A 20,841-nucleotide genomic window follows, 5' to 3' on the forward strand; every position below is an offset into this window, starting at 1 on the left:
CAGTCCCCGCGACAAAGCAACGATCATTAAGCCGAAAGCACCGAACGCACAACGAATCGCCATTCCAAGGCCATCATACGATCGAGTTTCGCCGCAACGGGCCGCTCAGAGCTGCTGATCCGACCAACCTCGGGTTACCCTCGGAGACGTGACTGCGCACATCGCCCAGACCGCGTCCCCCGACGGCGAGCCGGCAGCGGCGCCCCGCGTCGACAGCGAAGTCGGCCCCCTGCGCACGGTGCTGCTGCACCGTCCCGGCGCCGAGCTCAAGCGGCTCACCCCCCGCAACAACGACCAGCTGCTGTTCGACGGCGTGCCGTGGGTCGACCGGGCCCAGGAGGAGCACGACGCGTTCGCCGAGCTGCTGCGCGGGCGCGGCGTCGAGGTGCTGCTGCTGGCGGACCTGCTGGTCGACGCGCTGCACGACGACCGGGCCCGGATCGCGGGCATCCACAGCGCGGTCAACGAGCGGCGGCTCGGCATCGACCTGGCCGACGCGCTGCGCTCGCACCTGACCTCGATCGGCCCCGACCAGCTGGCCACCGCGCTGATGACCGGCATGACGTTCGAGGAGCTGCCCGCGGCCGAGGGCGCGTCGCTGGTGCGCAAGATGCACCACCCGATCGACTTCGCCGTCGACCCGCTGCCGAACCTCCTGTTCACCCGCGACTCGTCGGTGTGGGTGGGCGACCGGGTCGCGATCACGTCGCTGGCGCTGCCCGCGCGCGACCGGGAGACGGCGCTGACCGATCTGATCTACGCCTACCACCCGCGGTTCCGCAGGACCGGCCGCGCCTACGGGGCGCACTCCGCGCCGGTCGAGGGCGGTGACGTGCTGCTGCTCGCGCCGGGCGTGCTGGCGATCGGCGTCGGCGAGCGGACCACGCCGGCGGGCGCGGAGTCGTTCGCCCGGTCCGCGCTGGCCGACGGCCTCGCGCACACCGTGCTGGCCGTGCCGATCACGCAGGAGCGGGCGACCATGCACCTGGACACGGTGTGCACGATGGTCGACCGGGACGCCGTGGTCATGTACCCGGCGGTGCGGGACAACCTGTTCGCCTACCCCGTGCGGTCCGACGGCGCGGGCGGCGTCGTGGTGGACGACCGGCGGCCGTTCCTGGAGGCGGCGGCCGAGGCGATGGGCATCGAGAAGCTGCGGGTGATCGACACCGGGCTGGACCCGGTGACCGCGGAACGCGAGCAGTGGGACGACGGCAACAACACCCTCGCCGTCGGACCGGGACTGGTCGTGGCCTACGAGCGGAACGTGGAGACGAACGCGCGGCTGGAGGACGCGGGCGTCGAGGTGATCCGGATCAGCGGCTCCGAGCTGGGCTCCGGCCGCGGCGGACCGCGCTGCATGTCGTGCCCGATCGACCGCGCGCCACTCGTCTGACCCGACCCCGGAAAGGGTTGCCTAAGCTTTCTTCGGTCACCCTTTCCTTACTCTCGTAAGCCTTACCTGAAATGCATTAAACCCCCCTTTCGGGTATTCTTCGAGTATGGCTGTCAACTTGAAGAAGATTGCTTCCGCGCGTTCCTCGAAGTTCCACGACCTGCTTCGGGAGCAGGTGCGCAACGAGTTCACGGCCTCGCAGCAGTACGTGGCCATCGCGGTCTGGTTCGACGTCAACGACCTGCCGCGCCTCGCGTCGCACTTCTACAAGCAGGCGCTCGAGGAGCGCAACCACGCCATGATGATCGTGCAGTACCTGATGGACAACGGACTGCCGGTGGCCATTCCCGGTGTGGACGACGTGCGCAACGACTTCACCGCGCCGCGCGAGCCGGTCGCGCTCGCGCTGGAGCAGGAGAAGACGGTCACCGAGCAGATCGTGGCGCTGGCCAAGACGGCCCGCGACGAGGGCGACTACATCGGCGAGCAGTTCCTCCAGTGGTTCCTCAAGGAGCAGGTGGAGGAGGTCGCGTCGATGAGCACGCTGCTCACCGTGATCGACCGCGCCGACGGCAACCTGTTCCACGTGGAGAACTTCCTGACCCGCGAGACCGTGGGCGAGGAGGCCGACGGCGGCGCGCCCCGGGCCGCGGGCGGCACCCTCTAGCCCCCTCCCGCCGACAGCGAACGACGCCCGTCACCTCGACCGGTGGCGGGCGTCGCGGCGTGCTCAGGTCAGGCAGCCCCGGTCGGCCCGGACGAGGCCGATGCCGGTCAGCGTGTCGCCCGCGTTCTCGAAGAAGAACTTGTAGCCGGTCTCGGCGTCCAGCGGCCGGACGAACCCGTGCGGGTACTGCTCCACGCCCGGGTACACCTCGTGCATGCGCGCCCGCGAGTCGCCGATGCGCAACCCCTCCGGCGTGCGGGCGCGCCCGTCGACCCGGATCTCCACCGCCACGCCGTCCTGGAGGCCGACCCAGCCGTCCGCGACCTCCAGCTCCCGGATCAGGCAGGAGAACTCCGGCGTGGTGATGTCGCCGCCGATCTCACCGGTCGCCTCCAGCTCGGCCGACGTCATGCCCAGCCGCACCGCGCCGATGCCGCGCGAGTCGAGCACGGCGGTGCCGCCCACCTCGGACGTCGTGCCGACGTTCGCGGTGGGCACGCCGGCCCGCGGGGCGGTGGCCTCGCAGGCGGAGAGCAGCAGGACCGCCGCGAGCACCACCAGCTTCATCGGTCCATCCTCCCGCTCCGCCGCGCCCGCCGCGTGGTCAGTTGAAGCAGGCTTGGCCCCGGCGGGCGAGCGAGGTGCTGCCCCGGAACGTGTAGTTGACGTCATCGGTCACCCACACCTTGAAGGCGGCCGTCACACCCGCGCCGTTCTCCCACGGCTCGCCACCGGGGTAGGTCCGCGCGAGCCGCGGGTCGGCCGGGCTGATCTCGACCGGCAGGCCCTCGGCGGTGACGGCGCCGTAGTTCACCAGGATCGCCATCAAGCCCTTGCCGTCCTGGATCCACGCGGAGCCGTTGCCGGACTTCAGCGGGTACATGTCGCACTCCGCGCTCATCCGCAGCACCGGCTCACCGACCAGGCCGGTCGCCACCAGCTGCTGGCGCGTCATGCCGAGCTCGACCGGACCGAACGCGGAGTGGCCGAGCACCGCCGCGGTGTCCACCACCACCGTCTCCTCCACGGTGCTGGTCACCGTCGACCGCACCGTGACGGTGCTCGGCGCGACCACCGACGAGCCGGCCGGCGTCGTGGCGGTGGTCGTGGCGGTGGTCGTGGTCACCGCCGCCGACGACGCCGTGCCGATCGACGCGTCCTCCTGCTGCGCCGTGCACCCCACCAGAACCGAACCCGCGACCGCCAGCACGAGAGCCACCACCTTCATCGCTGTTCCCCCTGTTGCGCGCAGTCGGCGGTCAGCCGCTGCATCCGAATCTCGACCACCCGCTCCGCGTCGAGCGCGAAGACGTACGTCCAGCCGACGTCACCGCTCATGAGGACCTGGTAGGCCCCCGCGTGCGTCAGCTCCCCCACCGGGTACTTCGCCTTGACCTGCGCCAACGTCGCGCCGACGCCGATGCCCGCCGACGTCGTGCCGCTCGACGGCAGCTTGATCCGCACCACACCCCGGCCCCGCGCCACCAGCACGGCGTTCACCATGCCCGGATCACTCGTCCAGGTGAACGCGGCGCACTCGCCGCCCGGCGCCGGCGCGACCAGGCCGGTGGCGGCCACCTCCTGCTCCGTCATGCCGAACTTCACCGGGCCGTACCCCAGGTCCGGGCGCGCCGGATCCTTCGTCACGGTCACCACGACCGTCTCCACCACGGTGTGCGGCGGCAGCGACACGGTCGTGCCCCCGGCCGGCGTCACCGTCGTCGCCGCGGTCGTCGTCGTGGTGGTCGACGGCAGGGCGGGCTCCACGGTCGGCAGGCTCAACGAGCCGCCCAGCGCGGACACGCCCCACCCGCTCGCCACCAGCGCGACCGCCGTCACCGCGCCCACCAGCGCGGTCCGCCGGCGACGCACCCGACGAGCGCCCGCCACCACCACCTCGGCCGCGTCGGGCCTGGCCACCACGTCCAGCCGGTCGTCCTGCAACAACCGGCGCAGCTCCTCCTCGATGGTCACCCCGAGTCCCCCAGTCGTGCGCGCAAGGTCGCCATCGCCTTGCTGTTCTGGCTCTTGACCGTGCCCGCGGACACGCCGAGCGCGTGGGCGATCTCGGCCTCGGACAGGCCGTCGTAGAAGCGCAGCACCACCACGGCCCGCTGACGCGGCGGCAACGCGCGCAACGCCTGCCACAGCGGCTCGTGCTCCAACCGGTCGTGCCCGGCCACACCGGCCGCGTCCGGGAACTCCGCCACCAGGTCCTCGCGCCGACGACGACGCCACCGGCTCGTGTTGGCGTTCGCCATGGACCGCCGCACGTACGCCAGCGGGTCGCCCTTGCGCAGCACGGCAGCCCACCGCGCGCCGACCTTCTCCAGCACGGACTGCACCAGGTCGCCCGCGTCGTGCGGGTTGCCGGTCAACGCGTGCCCGTAGCGCAGCAGCCCCGGCAGCGACATCCGCACGAAGTCGGCGAAGTCGGCCGTCGTCCCCCCACCACGATCGGTGGCTCTCTCCCCCGGCAAGACCGCGGTCACCTCGAAACCCCCTCCGGCGGTGGCCCCTCAGCCACCGTCGGAGAGGACACGCTCGAAGGGGGGTGCCGGTTGCCTCAGACCGAGGTCACAAAACGGGCAACGGCCGGAACGCGCCGTCGGCGTCCGGGGTGAACTCGTGCACGGCCACCACCGCGTCGGCCGGGATCGGCCCGTAGACGTGCGGGAACCACGGGCCGTCCTCGGTCTCGCCCGGCTCCCACAGCACGGGCAGGCCCTCGGGGTCGATCACCAGCAGCACGAGGTCGTGCCGGTTCGGGTACAGGCGGTTGGCCGGCAGGTGCACCGTGCCCGGGTCCGAGCAGTGCACGAAACCGTCGAGGTCGAGCGGGATGGCGCCGTCCTCGCGGGCCCGGCGCCAGTCCGCCTTCGAGCTGATCCGCAGGATCACCGATCTTCCTCACCTGTCCACAGGAGCCTGTGGACAAAGCTGGGGATACCTGTGGACAGGTTCAGCGCAGGGTGATCTGCCGGCCGCGCAGACCGTCCCGCGCCCGGCGCTCCTGCTCGGTGAGCGGTTCGGCGTCGAGGCTGGTCAGGGCGTCCTGCAAACGCTTGCCCAACGCCTCCGCACCCGGTGCCCACTCGCTGGAGTGCAGCTCGCGGTCGAGGTCCCACACGGGGACGAGCAGGCCGTGCGCGCGGAAGGACCCGGCGTACCGGGAGCCCTCGCCGAGGTCCAGCTCGCCGCGCACGGACAGCCGGGCGAGCGCCGCGAGCAGCGTCTCCTCCGGCTCGGGGCGCACCCAGCGCAGGTGCGCCTTGTCGCCCGCGTCGACCCAGTAGGCGGCCTGCACGCCCGGCGCGTCGAGGCGCTCGGTGGGCAGGATCGCGGCGTTGGCGCGCTCCAGGGACAGGGCGACCTCGCCGGTCGGCTCGTTGTCCGGCGGCAGCCACCACGCGAAGTCGGTGTGCAGCTCGGGGCTCAGCGTGGCCTCGGGGTCGAGCAGGTCTTGGAGGCGACCGGGGTTCGAGCCGTCGTCCGGGCCGACGACCGCGAGGGCGTCACCGGTCTTGGCGGCCCGCGCCCACCGCACGGCCCGCGCCAGGTCGCGGCTCAGGTCACCGGACCGGGTCTGCACCTGGAGGCCGACGAACGCGGTGCCGTCCGCGCGGACCAGGCCCGCCGCCGCCATCGGCAGCACGGTGGCCAGCACGATCTCGCGACCGCCGTCGTCCTTGAGCGGCAGCTTCACCGTGGCCGAGGGCACGAACTCGCGCAGCGCGATCAGCTCCGCCTCGGCGGCCAGGCCCTCGAACGGGCGCGAGACGATGACGTCCGCCGCGCCGCCGGCCGAGCCGTGGCACGCCTTGTAGCGCTTGCCGGAGCCGCACGGGCACGGCTGCCGCGGGTTGACGCCGTCCGCCGGCTTGTCCTTCACGGCTGTCCGCTTCGCCACCGCGCGCCTCCTCGGTCTCAGGGCTGGTCGGGCGTCAAGTTATCCGCAAGGTGCTCGCGCGTCTCCTCCGGGTTGTTGGTCGCGAGGAACCGGACGCCACGCTCGCGGCACAACGCGATGTCCGCCGGATCGTCGACCGTCCAGACGTACGCGTCCCGGCCCCTGTCCGGGTGACGCCTGAGCAGGTGAACTCCCGGGCCGGCGTAGTCCGCGAAGCGGGGTTTCACCTTCGGCCACAGGCGGTCGTAGAGCAGGACGGTCGGCACCTCGGGCCTGAGCTCCTTGAACCGGTGCACGGCGAAGACGGAGAACGACATCATCACCACGTCGAGCTTGTGGCGGCCCAGCTGCTCGGCGAGCCTGCGCTCCACCCGGCCGCCGTGCCGCACGGGGTGCTTGGTCTCGACGAAGAGCCGCTTGCCGTGGTCGGCGGCCAGCGCGAGCAGCACGTCCAGGGTCAGCACCTCGGCCGGCTCGCCACCGTGCCAGCTGCCGAAGTCGTGCCGGCGCAGCTCCTCCAGGGTCATCGCGCCGACGGCGCCCGTGCCGCCGCTGGTGCGGTCGATCGTGCGGTCGTGCACGCAGACGAGGTGCTCGTCCTTGGTGAGCCGGACGTCGCACTCCAGGCCGTCCGCGCCCTGGCTGAGGGCCAGCTCGTAGGCGGCGAGGGTGTGCTCGGGGCGGCGGGTGGACGCGCCGCGGTGGGCGACGACTTCAGGTGACACGACAGGGATGCTCCTGGTGGTGTCCGTACGGGGTCAACTTGACTACTCCACGTCACAACTCGCTGAACGTTTGCCACAACAACCACACTCCGATGGACGCGAGTGGCCCTCAAGACCTACCGTCCGTCACCGTGGCACCCTTCGACCAGCACGATCCAGCTTTCATCGCGGATCCGTACCCCGCGTTCGCCGCGATGCGCGCTGAGGGCGGGGTGCACTGGCACGAGGAGATGGGCGTCGCCGTCGCGGTGTCGCACGCGGCCGCGTCCGCCGTGCTCCGGCACCGGTCCCTCGGCCGGATCTGGACCGACGCGAAGCCGGTCGAGCGGTTCACGTCGTTCAACCTGCTGCACCGCAACTCGCTGCTGGAGAACGAGCCGCCCACGCACAGCAGGCTGCGCCGGCTGGTGGCCGCCGCGTTCGGCCGCGGTCACGTGGAGCGGCTGCGGCCGTGGATCACCGAGCTGGCCGACCGGCTGGTGGACGAGCTGGTCGCCAAGATCTCGTCGGAGGGGCAGGCCGACCTGCTGTCCCACGTGGCCGCGCCGCTGCCGGTCGAGGTGATCGCCGAGCTGCTGGGCGTGCCCGCCGGGGACCGGGTGTTGCTGCAACCGTGGTCGAACGCCATCGTGAAGATGTACGAGTACGACCTGGCCGAGGACAAGCAGGCCGCGGCCGAGCACGCGGCCACCGAGTTCGTCGCCTACCTGCGCGACCTGGTCGCGCTGCGGCGGCGCTCGCCCGGTGACGACCTGGTGTCGGACCTGGTGGCCGTCACCGGCACCGACGGGGCCAAGCTGACCGAGGACGAACTGGTCGCGACCGCCGTGCTGCTGCTCATGGCCGGCCACGAGGCCACGGTCAACGTCATCGGCAACGGCGTCCAAGCGCTCATGAACCACCCGCACGAGTGGCGCCGCCTGGTGGACGACCACGCCCTGCTGCCGACCGCGGTGGAGGAGCTGATCCGCTACGACTCGCCGCTGCAACTGTTCGAGCGCACCGCCACCGAGCCCGTCACCATCGCCGGGCACCTGGTCGAGCCCGGTCAGAAGATCGCCGCCCTGCTCGGCGCGGCCGCCCGCGACCCGGAGGTCTTCACCGACCCGGACCGGTTCGACATCACCCGCGACCCGAACCCCCACCTGGGCTTCGGCATGGGCATCCACTACTGCCTGGGCGCGCCACTGGCCCGCATCGAGGTCCAGGCCGCCCTGTCCTCCCTGGCCCGCAAGCTCCCCACCGCCACCCTGGCCGCCCCACCCCGCCGCCGCACCGAGTTCGTCATCCGCGGCCTGCACGACCTGCCGCTCACCGCGGGGTGATCCGGCGGGCTAGCGGTGCGCGCGGTACTGCTTGGGCAGCTTGAGGCCGCGGTCGGCCAGCACGGTGCGCAGGCGGTCCGGGTAGTCGGTGATCAGGCCGTCCACGCCGTCGTCGATCAGCTTGTGCATGGTGGCCGGGTCGTTGACGGTCCACGGGACGACCTTCAGGCCGTGCGCGTGGGCCTCGTCCACCAGGGCTTTCGTGGTGAACGGGACGTAGTCGGGGTCACCCGCCTTCCCGCCCTGCGGGTTGCCGTGCACCGGGGACAGGGCGGACGCGCCGAAGCTCTGCACGGCCTTGACCACGCTGCCGCCGAAGTCGGCCAGGTCCAGGCCGCCCGTCCACGGCGAACCGGGGCGCAGGAACTCCGGCTGGGTCAGCGCGACCAGCGGGATGCGCGGCTCGGCCTGCCGCCACAGCATCAGCGTCCCCCAGTCGAACGACTGGATCGTGACGTTGCGGTAGAAGCCGGACTCGCGGATCTCGCGGGCCGTGACGGCCACGAACTGCTCGCGCGGCGCGGTTTCGTGCGGGGCGGCGGCTTCAACCTTCGTCTCGATGTTGAACTTCACGTGGAACGCGCGGTAGCTGCGGGCCAGGGCGAAGACCTCGGCCAGGGTCGGCATCCGCGCGCCCGGCGACAACTCCTGGTCCGGGTACTGCGCCCACCGCCGCGAACCGCAGTCCAGCGTGCGGACCTGCGCGAACGTCAGGTCCTTGACGTACTTGCCCGCGTACGGGAACGCCGGGTCGCCGGGGAACGCGGGCGCGGTGTCGACGCACTTGGCCGGGTTCGTCCTGCGGTCGTGCGTGACGACCTCACGGCCGTCCTTGGTGATCTGGACGTCCAGCTCCAACGTCGTGACGCCCACTTCGAGCGCCTTGCCGAACGCCGCCAACGTGCTCTCGACCGTCAGCCCGATCCCACCGCGGTGCGCCTGGAGGTCGAACTCCCGACCGCCGTCGGCGCTCGCCACCCCGGAGGTCGACAGGGCCAGGACCAGTGCCACCGCGAGTACCCGCATGCGGTCCACCCTGGCACGCGGACGTCGCGGGAACGCGAAGCACAAGAGTCCGGACGGTGAACACCGGACCGCGCCGCAGTTCACCGCAAAGCGTGAAAAACACCCAATCCAGTCGAGATCACGTGGCATTACCCTCTCCGGGCGGCCACGCAGCGTCAACCGGACACTCTTTCGGGAGAATTCTCTACGCTAATGGAATATCGATCTCCCCACTTCTGCGGATATTGCCGGCGGAAGTACCCGTTCAGCGCTGGAGCCTTAACAGAACGGGTCGGTACGGTGTGACCCCCAGGTTATCCGAAGGGGGTTCGAGTGGAAATGATCCGATTGGCGGGCGACTGCCAGAACGACGACTGCCCCACCGTGTACGCCACCGATCGCGGCACCATCGCCGTCCAGGGCGTCATCGTGACCGACCCCGGCCGGGTCCGCCTCTCACCGGGCGAGGCGTTGGTGGAGATCCCGGTCGACCTGTTGCGCGAGGCCGCTCGTGCGGCCGGGTGAACCCCACCTGCGCTCGGGTGGGAACTGGCTGGCGGGCGACGACTGGGCGCGCGTGTGGCGCGAGTTCACCACATCGGCGTTCAGGCTGGAGACGCTGCCCGAGTACCGGGTCGCCGGCGAGGACGGGCTCCTGGAGCGCTTCCGGTCCGGCCTGCCGATGCCCAGCGGGTTCAACTCGGCCTGGCACGAGCGCCTGCGCTCCTACCGCAGTTCCGGCCGGGCCGTGCAACGCGTCCGGGTCGTGACGCGACCGCCGACCGATTACCAGCGCAGCCAGTTCGAATGGGGTTACCCCGGCAACTCCTCGGCCGGCGAGGACATTCGGGTTCTGGACCAGGACGACGACGTGGTGCGGGAACTGCCCGCGCAGGACTTCTGGCTCTTCGACGACCGGGTGGTCGTCCTCATGCACTACCAGGACGGCCTGCAGATCGGTCGTGAGCTGCTCGCGGACACCGATCCCGCGGACTACGTGCGTTACAAAGAATTGGCCATGGCGCACAGCACGCCATTCCACCGATATCTGCGACGAGAAAGCGGTGGCCTCGTCAGGACCGACGAAGATGGTCGAACAGCGACCTGAGGGCACGAGCAACGAGGTCTCCGGTCCGGTGGCCGCCGTGGTGCAGGCCGGAACCGTTCACGGCGGCATCACCGTCCACCGGTCCGGTGACGGCGGCGCCGCCTCCCTGCGCCAACTGCCGATGGCCCCGGCGAAATTCGTCAACCGGGAGGCCCAGCTCGCCTCGCTCGACGCCCTCGTGGCCGGTCGACCGGCCGAGGGCGCCGGGACGGTGGTGCTGACCGCGGTCGCCGGCGCGCCGGGGATCGGCAAGACGTCGTTGGCGCTGCACTGGGCGCACCGCGTCCGGCACCGCTTCCCGGACGGCGACCTCTACCTGAACCTGCGGGGCTACGGGGCCGGTCCGCCGTTGACCGCGTTCCAGGGCGTCGAGTTCTTCCTGCACGCGTTGGGCGTGCCGGCCGAGCGCGTGCCGGCGGACCTCGACTCCGCCGCTGCCCTCTACCGCTCCCTGCTCGACGGCAAGCGGGTGCTGATCCTGATCGACAACGCGGTCAGCGCCGCTCAAACCCGGCCCCTGCTGCCCGCCTCGCCGACCTGCATGACCGTCATCACGAGCCGCAGCCGGCTGTCCAGTCTCATCGCCGTGGAGGGAGCTGAACCGGTCGTGTTGGACGTGCTGACGCCGGCCGAGTCGTTGGAGATGCTGCGCCGCCTGGTCGACGCCCGCCGGGTGGACGCCGAACCCGAGGCGGCCGGACGGATCGCCCGGTGGTGCAGCCACCTGCCGCTCGCGCTGCGGATCGTCGCCGAACGCCTGATCGAGCAGGAGTACCTGTCCCTCGCCGACCTCGCCGACGAGCTGGCGGACGAGTACCGCAGGCTGGACGCCCTGGCGTCGGACGACGAGCTCGCCGACGTGCGAACGGTCTTCTCCTGGTCCTACCACCGCTTGCCACCCGACGCGGCACGGCTGTTCCGGCTGCTCGGCCTGCACGCCGGAGCCGACTTCGGCACGGCCGCCGCGGCTGCCCTCACCGGTTCCGACCCGGCCCCGGTGCGCCGCCTGCTCGGCTTGCTGACCACCGCGAACCTCCTCCAGCAGACGGCCACCGACCGCTGGCGGCTGCACGACCTCCTGCGCACCTACGCCGCGGACCGCGCGGTGGCGGACGAGACCGGGGCCGAACGGCGTCACGCCGTTCGCCGGAGCCTGCGCTGGTACCTCCTGTCCGCCGCGAACGCCCGCCGGGCGTTCCTCCCCGACCTGGTCCTCGACGTCACCGCCGCCGACCCGGCCGACGAGGTCGCCCCGCTCGTGTTCGCCGACGCCGACGCCGCGCTGCGGTGGTTCGAAGCGGAGCGGTTCAACCTGCTCGACGCCCTCGACCAGGCGTCCGCGCTCGGGCACCACGACATCGCCGCCACGATGCCGAAGGCGATGGCGGGCTTCTTCGAGGTCCGCGCCTACTGGTCGGACTACCGCAACGTCTACGCCACGGGCCTGCGCTCGGCGAAGGAGATCGGCTCAGCCCCGTGGACCGTGGCCAACCTCGTCGGGCTCGGGGACGCCCACCACATCCTGGGCGAGTCGGACCAGGCGTTGGCGCACTACCGGGAAGCCGCCGACCTGGCGGGGCGGATCGGCAACGGTCGCGCCGAGGGCTTCGCGATGCGCGGGATCGGTCTGGTGCAGGAGAAGGCCGGGCGGTTCGAGGTCGCCGCCGAGCACTACCGACGTGCGCTGGTCACGCTGCGACGCGCCGGCGCACGGCGCGGCGAGGGCATGTGCCTGCTCAGCCTCGGCGACTGCCACCGCGCCATGGCCAGGTTCGGGGAGGCGATCGACTACGGGAGGCAGGCGTCGGCGGTGTTCCGGGAGACCGACGACCGGCTGTCCGTGGGACTGGCGCTCAACTCCCTCGGGCTCTCGCACCTGGGAGCGGGCGAGTACGCGGAAGCGCTGGCGTGCCACCGCGAGGCGCTGTCGGTGTTCCGCCGGTTCGACCACCCGCACAAGGAGGCGTTGAGCCTGCTCAACCTCGGGGACGTGCTGGCGGCGCTGGGTGATGCGGCGGACGCCCGCAGGCAGTGGTCCGAAGCCCTGGTGGTGCTGGAGCGCGTCGGCGCGCCGGAGGTCGAGGTGGCACGCGCGCGTCTGGGGACGAGCTGATCAGGCGGTGCCCCGCGGCGAGTCGACGGCGCGCAGGAAAGAGGACCACCCGACGGCGGGGAACGCCAGCGTCGCGGCGTCGGGGTTCTTCGAGTCCCGCACCGCCACCAGCGCCCGCCCCGCGAACGCCACCTCGACGCAGTTGGCATTGCTCGCGCCGTTGCTCCGGCTGCTCTTGCGCCACGTCACGCCGGAGAGGTCCACTGTGGACACGTCCACCGCCTCTCTCACTCGGCCAGAACCCGTTCGACCAAGGCCACCGAATCCTCCGGGCTCAACGCCCGGGAGGCCACGAAACCGAACGTCAGTCTAGCCTCTTGCAGCTCCCGCTCCGCCTCGATGTGCAGCGCTCCGGTCAGGTATTCGATGTAGAGGACCTCCGGCTCGTCCGGCCCGGCGAAGCCCAGCAGCGTGAACGCCGTCGCCATGCCGTCGACCACGCCCTGCTCGCTCGACACCAGTTGGATCGTCACGTTGGGCCGCTTCGCCATGTCGAGCAGGTGCGCCAACTGCTCGCGCATCACCTCACGGCCGCCGACGACCTTGCGGAGCGCGGCTTCCTCGATGATCGCGTGCAGGCGCAGCGGGTCGGGTTCGGCCAAGCGCTGCTGCCGGATCTGGCGGACGCGGATGTCGTTCTCCAGCCACCGCTTCGTGCGCTTGAGGCGGTGCGCCTCGAACACCGCGCGCATGTAACCGGTCGTCTGGAGCAGGCCCGGGATGATCAGCGGCGACAGGTCGCGCACGTGGGCGGCTTCGGTCTCGACGTCGATGTAGCCCTGGTTCTCGATGCCGTAGGTGGTCCACCAGCCGGGTTCGCGGGCGCGCAGCACCTGGTCGATGAGGTCGGGGTCGTACTGGTCGTAGAGGTCCATCATCGACTTGGCGAGGTGGACGTCCAGGATCGTCTCGCCGTTCTCCAGTCGGTGCAGCGTGGACTTGCTTCGATAGAGGGCCTTGGCGGCCTCTTCGAGCGTCAGCTTGGCTTGCGTCCGCATCCGGGTGAGCTTGCGCCCCAACCGACGGCGGCGGAACGGTGGCGGGGTGGGCACAGGGCAGCATGATCCGGCGGGAAGCGCGGATGCGGGAATCCCGTTGTGCTTCACCGCATCGGGCGGATCTCCCGGCCGCACAGTCGTCGGCGTGGAAGCGAACCTCTTCAGCCTGGTGGACGCGACCGACCGCAACCGGATCTTCGCCTGGGGCATGGAAATCCTGGACGAGGACCGGTCGGACGCCGTCGTCTACCGGCGTGACCCCGAGACCGGCCGGACGTTCATCGGCCAGCACTCGTCCGCCGAATCGGCGCTCAACCGGTACGGCAGGCGCATCCCCCTCGCGCTCGTCTGGGAGTACGAGGAACTCGAGCAGGAGGACCGAACCGCATGAACACCACGTCGCGCCTGCGGTTGACGCCGATCGGCCCTGCGCACGCCGGAGAGCTGCACCTGCTCCACCAGGACCCGGGCATCGCCGAGTGGTACGGCCCGTGGACCGAGGAGGACGCCCTCAACGCCGCCGTGCACATGGCCGAGGCGTGGCGGACGGAGGGCGTCCACAAGTGGTTGGCGCACCACCGCGAGACCGGTGAGCTGATCGGTCGGGGCGGCCTGTCGTACACCGAGGTCGACGGTGTCCGCCGGCTGGAGGCGGGTTGGGCGGTCCGGCGGCGGTTCTGGGGCGAGGGGTTCGCCACCGAGATCGGTCGGGCGGCGTTGACCGTCGCCTACGTCGAGCTGGCGGCATCGGACGTCGTGGCCTTCACCGAGACGCACAACCTGCGTTCACGGGCGGTCATGGACCGTCTCGGCTTCGCCTACAGCCACGACTTCCTCCATCGTGGCGAGCCGTTCGCCCTGTACGTCCACGAGCCCGGACAGGCGGGCTGAGTCGGCCAGGACGTCGACCCCGGCGGCACCGTTGACCAGGTCGGGACGGGCGAACGGGGACAGTCGGCCGAAGCGAAGCTGCCGGTCGTGCCGATCCCCGGCGGGCTGCGGTTCGAGCCGGTCGACGCCCGTGACGTGGCCGAACGCCTGGTGGAGCTGACGCTGGGCGCACCGGCCGGCGTCGCACGCTGCTGCCGGCGCGGATGAACGGGCGGACTTCCTCGCCGAACGGGTGGTCACGCCGCGGTGACCGCGCAGGTCAGCGGGGCGAGCCCGAAGGCCGGACGGGACGCAGGACCGGGGTGGGCGCGTCCTTGACGTCGACCACCCGCATCCGGCGGATCGCGGCGGCGTCCACCGGCAGCAGCAACGCGGTGATGTGGCGGACCACGACCGCCGTCACGATCGCCACGGCCGCCGCCAGCAGGTCCGCGACCGCGTGCAGCAGCACGCCGTCCGCCATCGCCTGCACGCTGTCGCGCAGGTCCCACAGCAGGGTGAACCCGACGAACAGGCCGGTGGCCGCCCACAGGCCCCACCACCAGCGCAGCAGCTTGGACGGCGCGGGGCGGGCGGTGGCGGGTTCGCGCAGCGCCGCGTGCTCCAGCTCGGCCAGCACCGAACCGGGGACCACCAGGTTCACGCCGGGGACCACCAGGCCGATCAGGACCTCGCGGTCCGACCGGGACGGGCCGTAGCCCGCCTCCGCGGCGGCGGCGTTGCGGGCGCGGCGCAGCCACAGCAGCGTGAAGACCAGCGCCAGCACGGACGCCACGACCGTCACCACCGACGACGACACGACCATCGCGTCGGACACGCCGACCGTGGTCTCCGACATCGCGCCGTAGCGGCTGAGCAGCAACAACACGTAGCGCCAGAGCTCACTGCCCGCCGCCCACACGGCGGTCAGCGCGGCCAGTCCGAGGGCGTGGGACGCCGTGCGGGCCGACCGCTGGGCCTGGTCGATGGAGTCGGTGGGCCGGTCGTCGTCCGTGGCGACGGACGTCGGCCAGCGCCACGCCAGCAGCGGGAAGCCCCAGCGCGGTGGCACCGGGTACGACGGCGGGCCGGTGTACGCCCGGCGCGGCGCGCCCTGGCGACGGTGCGGGTAGGCGCCGGGTGGCGGGGTCGCCACCCAGTCCACCCGCAGCGGTCGCAGCGCCATGTCAGATGACCTCGGGCTCCGCGCCGTCGACCTCACCGACCAGCGGGCGGCCCGTGGCGGCCCACACCTGCATGCCGCCGTCGACGTTGGTCGCCTCCCAGCCGTTGGCGTTGAGGTACTGCGTGACGCGGGCGGAACGGCCGCCGGCGCGGCACACGACGTAGAACTCGGCGTCACCCGGCAGCTCGTCGAGCCGGCCCGCCAGCTCGCTCATCGGGATGTGCAGCGCGCCCGGCGCGTGGCCCGCCTGCCACTCGTCGGCCTCGCGCACGTCGAGCAGCACCTTGCCCTCCGGCAGCTGAGCCGGCACCTCGGACACTTCAACGCTGGGAACGGTCACGCGACCATGCTGCCACGGCGTTTGTGGGTCCGGCATGAGATGTCCGCCCATCGTCAGCGGGCGCTGGTGCGCACCACTCCGCCGGGCCGCAGTCCTTCCCCTACCCCGCGTGCTTTTTCCGCTTCGTCTGGTGGAGCCCGACCGCGGTCACACCGGTCGCGGCCACGACAGCAGCGGCTATCGACGGAATAGCGCTCAACCCGGCGGTCACGACCACGGAGGCGACCGACGAGGCGACGGTGGCGAAACCCAGGCCCGCCGCCGTGTACCGCTCCCCCCGCGTAGCCTTCTTCCGCTCACCTGCAGCTAATTCGCCGGGTTTACCCGAACTCATAGACGCTCACCCCCGCGAAGACAGCTCCGAGCAATACGAGAACACCGACCAGATTCGCCACGAGTATCCACCCGGCGCCTTTCCAACCCCAAGCCTTCATGCGCGCACCGGATTCGTAGGCGAACACGCGGAGGAAGAACGGGAAAGCACTGCAGCTGAGCAGGATCGACACGAGGCTCACCAGCACCTGCGCAACAGGTATGGGCTTGTTGGAACCAGCCGCCACCACGGTGGACCCTCCCAGCGCCAGACTCGCGGCGATGGTCCAGTCGGTCCAGAAGAGCACGTCGTCACGGCTCAACCCGTGCCTCTTCCCCGGCAGATCGGTACGGCTGATCCCCTTCATGATCAACTGCAACAGTGCGGTCCCCGCGGCCAGCACGACAGTGATCAGCACCTCACGCATACCGATCACCCCTTCCCGACGTGAGGAATCCACACGAATTCGACCCGTCCGTCCGCAACGCGCACCTCATTATCCTTCTGAACACCAGACACCCAGCGGTCCGGAGTGATCCATCACCGCAATGGAGCAGTCAGCACCGAACTCACCGCACATATCTCGATGGATCGATCGTGAGGGGCGCACTCACCGTTACACGGTCACCCGTTTGCGACGATGATTCCACACGATAGAAGAATGTCGGCGGCCCACAATTCCGACAATGTGATGAAGCCTCGGGGAGGACGGGCGCAATATTGCGGTTCTCGATACCGACAGATGCGAAAGGGCCGCCACCCCCGAAGGGATGGCGGCCCCGGACAGGCAGGCGACGGCTAGTGCGAGACCGCCTTCTCGGCGCCGACGCCGGTGAGGGCGCGCACCTCCATCTCCGCGTACTTGTCCTTGTCGTTCTCCTTCGACAGGACCGTGCCGAGGTAACCGAGGAGGAACGCCACCGGGATCGAGACGATGCCCGGGTTGGACAGCGGGAACAGCGCGAAGTCGACGTTCTTGAACATCGAGGTCGGCTTGCCGGACACCGCGGGCGACAGCACGATCAGCGTGATCGTCACGGCCAGACCGCCGTAGATGCTCCACAGCGCGCCGGAGGTGTTGAACCGCTTCCAGAACAGCGAGTACAGGATGGTCGGCAGGTTCGCCGACGCCGCCACCGCGAACGCCAGCGCCACCAGGAACGCGATGTTCTGGCCGTTGGCCGCGATGCCGCCGAGGATCGACACGATGCCGATCACGATCGCCGTCCGCCGCGCCACCTTGACCTCGGCGTCCTTGTCCTCCACCTCGCCCTTCTTGATGATGTTGGCGTAGATGTCGTGCGCGAACGACGCCGACGCGGTGATCGTCAGACCGGCCACCACCGCGAGGATCGTGGCGAACGCGACCGCCGCGATCAGGCCGAGCAGCAGCGGTCCGCCGAGCGCCTCGGCGAGCAGCGGAGCCGCCGAGTTCGCCCCACCCGGAGCCGCCTTGATCTTGTCCGGGCCCACCAGCGCCGCCGCGCCGTAGCCCAGGACCAGCGTGAACAGGTAGAACAGGCCGATCAGCCAGATCGCCCAGACCACCGAGCGGCGGGCTTCCTTCGCGGTCGGCACGGTGTAGAAGCGCATCAGGATGTGCGGCAGGCCGGCCGTGCCCAGCACCAGCGCGAGGGCCAGCGACAGGAAGTCCAGCTTCGAGGTGCCGGTCGCGCCGTACTGCAGACCCGGGCCGAGCAGCTTCTCGCCGGCCTTCGGCGCGTTCTCCACGGCCGAGCCGAGCAGGCCGGACAGGTTCAGGCCGAACTTGCCGAGCACCCAGATCGTCATCACGCCGGCGCCGATGATCAGCAGCACGGCCTTGATGATCTGCACCCAGGTGGTGCCCTTCATGCCGCCGATGAGCACGTAGGCGATCATCAGCGCGCCGACGACCGCGATCACGATCGCCTGGCCGAGCTTGCCGGTGATGTTGAGCAGCAGCGCGACGAGGCCGCCCGCGCCCGCCATCTGGGCCAGCAGGTAGAAGAACGACACGGCCATGGTCGACGTGGCCGCCGCCGCGCGCACCGGGCGCTGGCGCATGCGGAAGCTCAGCACGTCGCCCATCGTGTACTTGCCGGTGTTGCGCAGCAGCTCGGCGACCAGCAGCAGGGCGACGAGCCACGCGACGAGGAAGCCGATGGAGTACAGGAAGCCGTCGTAGCCGTTGAGCGCGATCGCGCCCGCGATGCCGAGGAACGACGCGGCCGACAGGTAGTCGCCGGCGATCGCGACACCGTTCTGGGGACCGGTGAACGACCGGCCCGCGGCCAGGTAGTCGGCGGCCGTCTTGGTGTTGCGGCTGGCCCGGATGACGACGACCAGGGTTGCGGCGACGAAGACGGCGAAGATGCCGATGTTGAGCAGCGGGTTGCCGTTCACGCGTGACCCCCTTCGAGCTCGTTGCGGATCTTCTCCGCCTTGGGGTCGAGGTTCTTGTTCGCGTGGCGCACGTACAGCGTCGTGATGACGAACGTCGACACGAACTGGAGCAGCCCGAGGATCAGACCGACGTTGATGTTGCCGAAGACCTTCGTCGACATGAACCCGTGGGCGTAGTCGGCGAGCAGGACGTACAGCAGGTACCAGGCCAGGAACAGGCCGGCCATGGGGAAGACGAAGCTGCGCAGCCGCCGGCGGAGCTCGCGGAAGTCGGGGCTGTTCTGCACCTCCACCCAGTCGTGGTTGCCCTGGGCGTCGGTTGGGGAGTGCTGCTCAGAGGTGCTCACGGTCCCCTCCTCGCGTACTAGACGACGGTGTGAACGGCACGTAAGACCTCCTGGTGCGTTCCTGATACGCCGTGCACCGTAGGGAGACCTGGCTCACGCCTGAAAGACCTTTCGTGTGACCTTGCGCTCAACAGTCGAGTGATGCGATGAGCGGTAGTAATGCTGAGACGAACTGCCACTCGGGTGATTGAAGTCACCGATAACCGGATCGGTGTGGTTATCTTCACCCGATTGAGACCTATGCCCACTCTCAGCCACAGGCCACTGAGCCGAGCGGGGACGTCGCAGGTCATCACGTGGTAAGGCGGGTGCGGGAGGCCCTGCTCCCAGGCTCGTCGAGCGCCGCTGCCTCAAACACCGCTGTGAGGCAGTTCACCAATCAGGGAGTCGGGCTCACGTCGTCGCCGCGCGTCGACCGCGAGTTCTCCTCGGACCCGCCGAAGCGCGACTCCCGGTCGCGCATGAAACCGAGCGGATCCGGCGCGTGGAACCGCAGCAGGATCTGGTTCACGTCCTCGGGCTTGCGGCGCGCGGTCAGCTTGCTGATCATCACCATGGTCAGGAACGCGACCGGCACGGTCACCAGCGCCGGCTGCGAGAGCACCGACGGGGCCCACTGCCCGGTGTAGGAGCTGACCACCGTCACCACCTGCGAGGCGATCACCAGCCCGCCGCCGATTACGAGGCCGGCCATCGCGCCGACCCACGTCAACCCGCGCCACCAGATGCCCAACAACAACAAGGGGCAGAACGTCGACGCCGCCAACGCGAACGACATCGCCACCGTCAACGACGCGTCCGCCCGCGGCAGCACCAGCGCCAACCCGATCGCCACCGCGCCGGTCAGCACCGTCGCCCACCGGAAGTCGCGCACCTTGCCCGGCAGGATGTCCGTCGACACCACCCCCGCCACCGACACCAGCAGCCCGGACGACGTGGACAGGAACGCCGCGAACGCCCCCGCCGCCACCACCGCGCCGAGCACCTGGCCGAGCAGGTTCGGCTGCATCGTGGTCGGCAGCAGCAGCACCGCCGCGTCCGTCTTCCCCGTCACCAGCAGCTGCGGCAGGTACTGGCGGGAGATCACGCCCAGCACCGTCGGGAACAGGTAGAACAACCCCAGCAGGTACAGCACGTGCAGCGCCGTGCGCCGCGCCGCCCGCCCGTCCGGGTTGGTGTAGAACCGCACCAGCACGTGCGGCAGCCCCATCGTGCCCAGGAACGTGGCGAAGATCAGCGAGTACGTCTCGAACAGCCCCGACAGGCCCTCGGTCTGCGGCCGCAGCCAGTCGTGGTTCGACGTCGGCGACCCCTCCACCACCGGCACCGGCGAGCCCGCCGCGAACCGCAGCTCGGTGTCCGCGCCCACCTCGTACCGGCCCGGCGTCCAGTACACCTGCCCGTCGGTCGGGTAGCCGTTCACCAGCCCGGTCGCGGACAGCTCCATCGGCACGTCCACCCGCACCCGCACCGGGTCGACCGTGGTCACCTCGACCCGCTCCGGGAACCGCAGCACGCCCGAGTCGTCCACCGGCTGCGCCCCGTTGCCCGGCCCGGCCAGGAACAACGTGAACAGCACGAACGTCGGCGCGGCGATGGCGAACAGCTTGCCCCAGTACTGGAACGCCTGCACCAGCGTGATCGCGCGCATCCCGCCGCCGAGGACGTTCACCACCACGATCGCGGTCACGACCACGCCGCCCAGCCAGGCGGGCAGGCCGGTGATCGTGTTCAGCGTCAACCCGGCCGACTGCAACTGCGGCACCAGGTACAGCACCCCGATGCAGATCACGAAGAACGTGCAGAACTTCCGCAGGTTCGACGGCCCCAGCCGCGCCTCGGCGAAGTCCGGCAGCGTGTACGCGCCCGACCGCCGCAGCGGCGCGGCCACGAACAGCATCATCGCCAGGTACCCCGCGGTGAAGCCGATCGGGTACCACAGCGCGTCGACGCCGTCCTTGAGCACGAGCCCCGCGACGCCGAGGAACGACGCGGCGGACAGGTACTCGCCGGAGATCGCGGCGGCGTTGCGGGTGGCCGGGACGGCCCGGCGGGCCACCAGGAAGTCCGGGGTCGTGTTCGCGCGGCGGGAACCCACGTAGCCCAACGAGAACGTCAGCACCGCCATCACGCCGACGAGCACCAGGCTCCAC

General features: G+C 70.7%; 24 protein-coding genes. 8 read left to right on the top strand and 16 right to left on the bottom strand.

The features are described 5' to 3' along the window. Positions 1-148 precede the first annotated feature (148 nt). Both ACIQMJ_RS04680 and ACIQMJ_RS04685 read left to right on the top strand, forming a co-directional pair. The gene (locus ACIQMJ_RS04680) at positions 149-1,396 is read left to right on the top strand and encodes an arginine deiminase (RefSeq protein ID WP_499759617.1); all 1,248 of its coding nucleotides are present in this window, start codon (positions 149-151) and stop codon (positions 1,394-1,396) included. 106 nt (positions 1,397-1,502) lie between these two features. Then, positions 1,503-2,063: a ferritin gene (locus ACIQMJ_RS04685; protein ID WP_499759618.1), complete on the top strand. Its 561-nt coding sequence runs from the start codon at positions 1,503-1,505 to the stop codon at positions 2,061-2,063. A gap of 63 nt (positions 2,064-2,126) precedes the next feature. Here the strand turns inward: ACIQMJ_RS04685 and ACIQMJ_RS04690 are convergent, their stop codons facing one another. From ACIQMJ_RS04690 to ACIQMJ_RS04720, 7 genes are all read right to left on the bottom strand, one after another. Further along, positions 2,127-2,630, bottom strand: a complete 504-nt coding sequence (locus ACIQMJ_RS04690; protein WP_499759619.1) for a hypothetical protein — start codon at positions 2,628-2,630, stop codon at positions 2,127-2,129. Between the two features lie 37 nt (positions 2,631-2,667). After that, positions 2,668-3,291 carry a hypothetical protein gene (locus ACIQMJ_RS04695; protein WP_499759620.1) on the bottom strand — a complete coding sequence of 208 codons (624 nt, stop codon included), beginning with the start codon at positions 3,289-3,291 and terminating at the stop codon, positions 2,668-2,670. After that, positions 3,288-4,037, bottom strand: a complete 750-nt coding sequence (locus tag ACIQMJ_RS04700) for a hypothetical protein (RefSeq protein ID WP_499759621.1) — start codon at positions 4,035-4,037, stop codon at positions 3,288-3,290. The genes ACIQMJ_RS04695 and ACIQMJ_RS04700 overlap by 4 nt, the downstream gene beginning before the upstream one ends. Beyond that, the gene (locus tag ACIQMJ_RS04705) at positions 4,034-4,555 is read right to left on the bottom strand and encodes a SigE family RNA polymerase sigma factor (protein ID WP_499759622.1); all 522 of its coding nucleotides are present in this window, start codon (positions 4,553-4,555) and stop codon (positions 4,034-4,036) included. The genes ACIQMJ_RS04700 and ACIQMJ_RS04705 overlap by 4 nt, the downstream gene beginning before the upstream one ends. A gap of 85 nt (positions 4,556-4,640) precedes the next feature. Further along, the gene (locus tag ACIQMJ_RS04710; RefSeq protein WP_499759623.1) at positions 4,641-4,964 is read right to left on the bottom strand and encodes a DUF952 domain-containing protein; all 324 of its coding nucleotides are present in this window, start codon (positions 4,962-4,964) and stop codon (positions 4,641-4,643) included. A gap of 61 nt (positions 4,965-5,025) precedes the next feature. Next, entirely contained in the window at positions 5,026-5,973 is a 948-nt protein-coding gene (locus ACIQMJ_RS04715; RefSeq protein WP_499759624.1) for a DUF5926 family protein, read from the bottom strand. 17 nt (positions 5,974-5,990) lie between these two features. Continuing rightward, complete coding sequence (locus ACIQMJ_RS04720; protein WP_499759625.1) at positions 5,991-6,698, bottom strand: glycerophosphodiester phosphodiesterase family protein; 708 nt, start codon at positions 6,696-6,698, stop codon at positions 5,991-5,993. 92 nt (positions 6,699-6,790) lie between these two features. On the opposite strand from ACIQMJ_RS04720, the gene ACIQMJ_RS04725 reads away from it, so the two are divergent. Further along, a complete protein-coding gene (locus ACIQMJ_RS04725; RefSeq protein ID WP_499759626.1) occupies positions 6,791-8,023 on the top strand; it encodes a cytochrome P450 in 1,233 nt (410 codons plus the stop codon). 9 nt (positions 8,024-8,032) lie between these two features. Here the strand turns inward: ACIQMJ_RS04725 and ACIQMJ_RS04730 are convergent, their stop codons facing one another. Continuing rightward, a complete protein-coding gene (locus tag ACIQMJ_RS04730) occupies positions 8,033-9,049 on the bottom strand; it encodes a glycerophosphodiester phosphodiesterase (protein ID WP_499759627.1) in 1,017 nt (338 codons plus the stop codon). Between the two features lie 318 nt (positions 9,050-9,367). Here ACIQMJ_RS04730 and ACIQMJ_RS04735 point away from each other — a divergent pair, with 318 nt between their 5' ends. Genes ACIQMJ_RS04735 through ACIQMJ_RS04745 form a run of 3 tightly spaced genes read left to right on the top strand, consistent with a single transcriptional unit; the run spans position 9,368 to position 12,249 of the window. Next, complete coding sequence (locus tag ACIQMJ_RS04735; RefSeq protein ID WP_499760245.1) at positions 9,368-9,553, top strand: hypothetical protein; 186 nt, start codon at positions 9,368-9,370, stop codon at positions 9,551-9,553. Further along, positions 9,540-10,136, top strand: a complete 597-nt coding sequence (locus ACIQMJ_RS04740; RefSeq protein ID WP_499759628.1) for a DUF6879 family protein — start codon at positions 9,540-9,542, stop codon at positions 10,134-10,136. The genes ACIQMJ_RS04735 and ACIQMJ_RS04740 overlap by 14 nt, the downstream gene beginning before the upstream one ends. Continuing rightward, positions 10,117-12,249 (top strand): ATP-binding protein, encoded by a 2,133-nt coding sequence (locus ACIQMJ_RS04745; RefSeq protein WP_499759629.1) that lies wholly within the window; start codon positions 10,117-10,119, stop codon positions 12,247-12,249. The genes ACIQMJ_RS04740 and ACIQMJ_RS04745 overlap by 20 nt, the downstream gene beginning before the upstream one ends. Here ACIQMJ_RS04745 and ACIQMJ_RS04750 read toward each other — a convergent pair whose 3' ends face one another. Next, positions 12,250-12,462 carry a DUF397 domain-containing protein gene (locus tag ACIQMJ_RS04750; protein WP_499759630.1) on the bottom strand — a complete coding sequence of 71 codons (213 nt, stop codon included), beginning with the start codon at positions 12,460-12,462 and terminating at the stop codon, positions 12,250-12,252. Between the two features lie 14 nt (positions 12,463-12,476). Beyond that, on the bottom strand, positions 12,477-13,382 hold the full coding sequence (locus tag ACIQMJ_RS04755; protein WP_499759631.1) for a helix-turn-helix domain-containing protein: 906 nt from the start codon (positions 13,380-13,382) through the stop codon (positions 12,477-12,479). A gap of 10 nt (positions 13,383-13,392) precedes the next feature. On the opposite strand from ACIQMJ_RS04755, the gene ACIQMJ_RS04760 reads away from it, so the two are divergent. After that, positions 13,393-13,638 carry a hypothetical protein gene (locus ACIQMJ_RS04760; protein ID WP_499759632.1) on the top strand — a complete coding sequence of 82 codons (246 nt, stop codon included), beginning with the start codon at positions 13,393-13,395 and terminating at the stop codon, positions 13,636-13,638. Continuing rightward, positions 13,635-14,138 (top strand): GNAT family N-acetyltransferase, encoded by a 504-nt coding sequence (locus ACIQMJ_RS04765; protein WP_499759633.1) that lies wholly within the window; start codon positions 13,635-13,637, stop codon positions 14,136-14,138. Before ACIQMJ_RS04760 ends, ACIQMJ_RS04765 begins: the two co-directional genes overlap by 4 nt. A gap of 259 nt (positions 14,139-14,397) precedes the next feature. Here ACIQMJ_RS04765 and ACIQMJ_RS04770 read toward each other — a convergent pair whose 3' ends face one another. The 6 genes from ACIQMJ_RS04770 to ACIQMJ_RS04795 form a co-directional block, all read right to left on the bottom strand. After that, a complete protein-coding gene (locus tag ACIQMJ_RS04770; protein WP_499759634.1) occupies positions 14,398-15,303 on the bottom strand; it encodes a DUF4328 domain-containing protein in 906 nt (301 codons plus the stop codon). A 1-nt stretch (position 15,304) separates the two neighbouring features. Further along, positions 15,305-15,679: a rhodanese-like domain-containing protein gene (locus ACIQMJ_RS04775; protein WP_499759635.1), complete on the bottom strand. Its 375-nt coding sequence runs from the start codon at positions 15,677-15,679 to the stop codon at positions 15,305-15,307. A gap of 284 nt (positions 15,680-15,963) precedes the next feature. Next, positions 15,964-16,383, bottom strand: a complete 420-nt coding sequence (locus tag ACIQMJ_RS04780; protein ID WP_499759636.1) for a hypothetical protein — start codon at positions 16,381-16,383, stop codon at positions 15,964-15,966. Between the two features lie 371 nt (positions 16,384-16,754). Next, positions 16,755-18,341: a monocarboxylic acid transporter gene (locus tag ACIQMJ_RS04785; RefSeq protein ID WP_499759637.1), complete on the bottom strand. Its 1,587-nt coding sequence runs from the start codon at positions 18,339-18,341 to the stop codon at positions 16,755-16,757. Next, entirely contained in the window at positions 18,338-18,688 is a 351-nt protein-coding gene (locus tag ACIQMJ_RS04790; RefSeq protein ID WP_499759638.1) for a DUF485 domain-containing protein, read from the bottom strand. The genes ACIQMJ_RS04785 and ACIQMJ_RS04790 overlap by 4 nt, the downstream gene beginning before the upstream one ends. Before the next feature lie 379 nt (positions 18,689-19,067). Then, the gene (locus ACIQMJ_RS04795) at positions 19,068-20,816 is read right to left on the bottom strand and encodes a sodium/solute symporter (RefSeq protein WP_499760246.1); all 1,749 of its coding nucleotides are present in this window, start codon (positions 20,814-20,816) and stop codon (positions 19,068-19,070) included. Between the last annotated feature and the right edge of the window lie 25 nt (positions 20,817-20,841).

This window comes from Actinosynnema sp. NPDC091369, from assembly GCF_044757065.1.
Taxonomy (GTDB): Bacteria; Actinomycetota; Actinomycetes; order Mycobacteriales; family Pseudonocardiaceae; genus Actinosynnema.

Excerpts from the sequence above, each read along its gene's own strand:
- ACIQMJ_RS04795 (WP_499760246.1), bottom strand. The coding sequence starts at position 20,816 with ATGGCGGTGCTGACGTTCTCGTTGGGCTACGTGGGTTCCCGCCGCGCG.
- ACIQMJ_RS04765 (WP_499759633.1), top strand. The coding sequence starts at position 13,635 with ATGAACACCACGTCGCGCCTGCGGTTGACGCCGATCGGCCCTGCGCAC.
- ACIQMJ_RS04735 (WP_499760245.1), top strand. The coding sequence starts at position 9,368 with ATGATCCGATTGGCGGGCGACTGCCAGAACGACGACTGCCCCACCGTG.
- ACIQMJ_RS04730 (WP_499759627.1), bottom strand. The coding sequence starts at position 9,049 with ATGCGGGTACTCGCGGTGGCACTGGTCCTGGCCCTGTCGACCTCCGGG.
- ACIQMJ_RS04725 (WP_499759626.1), top strand. The coding sequence starts at position 6,791 with ATGGACGCGAGTGGCCCTCAAGACCTACCGTCCGTCACCGTGGCACCC.
- ACIQMJ_RS04780 (WP_499759636.1), bottom strand. The coding sequence starts at position 16,383 with ATGCGTGAGGTGCTGATCACTGTCGTGCTGGCCGCGGGGACCGCACTG.
- ACIQMJ_RS04770 (WP_499759634.1), bottom strand. The coding sequence starts at position 15,303 with ATGGCGCTGCGACCGCTGCGGGTGGACTGGGTGGCGACCCCGCCACCC.
- ACIQMJ_RS04775 (WP_499759635.1), bottom strand. The coding sequence starts at position 15,679 with ATGCCGGACCCACAAACGCCGTGGCAGCATGGTCGCGTGACCGTTCCC.
- ACIQMJ_RS04690 (WP_499759619.1), bottom strand. The coding sequence starts at position 2,630 with ATGAAGCTGGTGGTGCTCGCGGCGGTCCTGCTGCTCTCCGCCTGCGAG.
- ACIQMJ_RS04745 (WP_499759629.1), top strand. The coding sequence starts at position 10,117 with ATGGTCGAACAGCGACCTGAGGGCACGAGCAACGAGGTCTCCGGTCCG.
- ACIQMJ_RS04685 (WP_499759618.1), top strand. The coding sequence starts at position 1,503 with ATGGCTGTCAACTTGAAGAAGATTGCTTCCGCGCGTTCCTCGAAGTTC.
- ACIQMJ_RS04695 (WP_499759620.1), bottom strand. The coding sequence starts at position 3,291 with ATGAAGGTGGTGGCTCTCGTGCTGGCGGTCGCGGGTTCGGTTCTGGTG.